This window comes from Hymenobacter terrestris (assembly GCF_013377905.1).
GTDB classification, from domain to species: domain Bacteria; phylum Bacteroidota; class Bacteroidia; order Cytophagales; family Hymenobacteraceae; genus Hymenobacter; species Hymenobacter terrestris.
This window is the reverse complement of record NZ_JABKAV010000147.1, coordinates 1-1,243: the sequence shown is the minus strand read 5'-3', so window position 1 is coordinate 1,243 and position 1,243 is coordinate 1. Positions and strand designations below refer to the sequence as shown.

Below are 1,243 nucleotides of genomic sequence, written 5' to 3'. Positions count from 1 at the left end.
CAGGGCTTACGCATCAAATATAGGGAGCAGTCGCACGGCCATTCTGGCGGGCTCGGGTCAGGAGTTGGGTCATGTAGTTATCGTTCCAGCCTGCGTTCCGTCGTCGGGCCCGCAGGCTTCCAGGCTGGTGTTTTCCCTGCTGCAAGAGGTTGAAAGCTAGTTTGCGCAAGACGGCGAAGTTTCGAGTCGCTACCCGGTCACGACTGCGGGCTTCATCCTCCCGGAAGACCACGTCCAGCACCCAATGCAGGCTGTTTTCGATGGCCCAATGGCGACGGATGGCCTGGATGAGCACGGCGGGGGCATCGGGGCAACTGGTTAGGTAGTAGCGCCACTCGACGTGCGTGCCCGGCTGGTGCTGCACCTGCCGAATGGTTTCGACCGCGATGAGGGCTCGCAAGCCGGGCCAAGTGCGCAATCCAGCCAATTCCTCGCCCAGCGGCAGCACCCAGGCCCGGCGGCGTACCCAACGGCCGTGGCGGCGGTCAAAAGCATCGTAGTCAGCGGGGTGCTCGGCCCAGCGCTCGACGCAACTCCGCTGACAATAGGTTTTGACGGCCCGGTAATAGCGTCCTTGGTTGCCTTTGAGCGCAAAAATATAATCCGCCTGCTGGGCGAGTAGTTGCCGGGCAATGGCCCGCTGGCAGCCGAGTGCATCGATTGTAACAATCGTATCAGCAAGCTTCAGGCCTTTGATTAACACGGGTATAGCGGCTAATTCCTGCCCTTTACCTAGCACCCCTACTTGCCCCAGGCTCAGTCCTTGCTCGGTAGCAAACGCGCTGACGACGTGCAGCGGGCCCTGGGCCCGCCCCCGGTCAAAGGAGCGGCGCACCGTCTTCCCGTCAATGGCCACGACCTCGCGGGGCAGGGGTGGGGCGGTGGTGGCCATCCACTGCCGAAAGCACTGTTCGAGCAGCTGCGGGTCGAGCAGGGAGAACACGCGCCGAAACGTGTCATGCGAAGGAATTCCGCTGGGCAACTCCAGAAACGTAGTCAGCCACGTCTGCTTCAACTGACCATAGTGGGCGATGTCCACCCACGTTTCAGCCCCGGCGACGACGGCACAAATAGCGATGACCAGCACATCGTGCAGTCGGTGCCGGGTGCGGCCCGCGCAACGCGGGTCTGGCAGGGTAGCAAAAGAATCAAGAAGGTGGCTGAGCATGAAGGGATTGACGATGTCTAAAAAGACAAAGGTCAGCCCGCAATACCTCACTCTGGTTTTGATGCGTAAGCCCTG

General features: G+C 61.2%; 1 protein-coding gene. It reads right to left on the bottom strand.

Going from position 1 to position 1,243, the window contains the following annotated elements; translation table 11 throughout:
* Window positions 1–13 precede the first annotated feature (13 nt).
* Window positions 14–1,168, bottom strand: coding sequence for an ISAs1 family transposase (locus tag HW556_RS18340; protein WP_176901562.1), 1,155 nt, complete (start codon window positions 1,166–1,168; stop codon window positions 14–16).
* Between the last annotated feature and the right edge of the window lie 75 nt (window positions 1,169–1,243).

Excerpts from the sequence above, each read along its gene's own strand:
- HW556_RS18340 (WP_176901562.1), bottom strand. The coding sequence starts at position 1,168 with ATGCTCAGCCACCTTCTTGATTCTTTTGCTACCCTGCCAGACCCGCGT.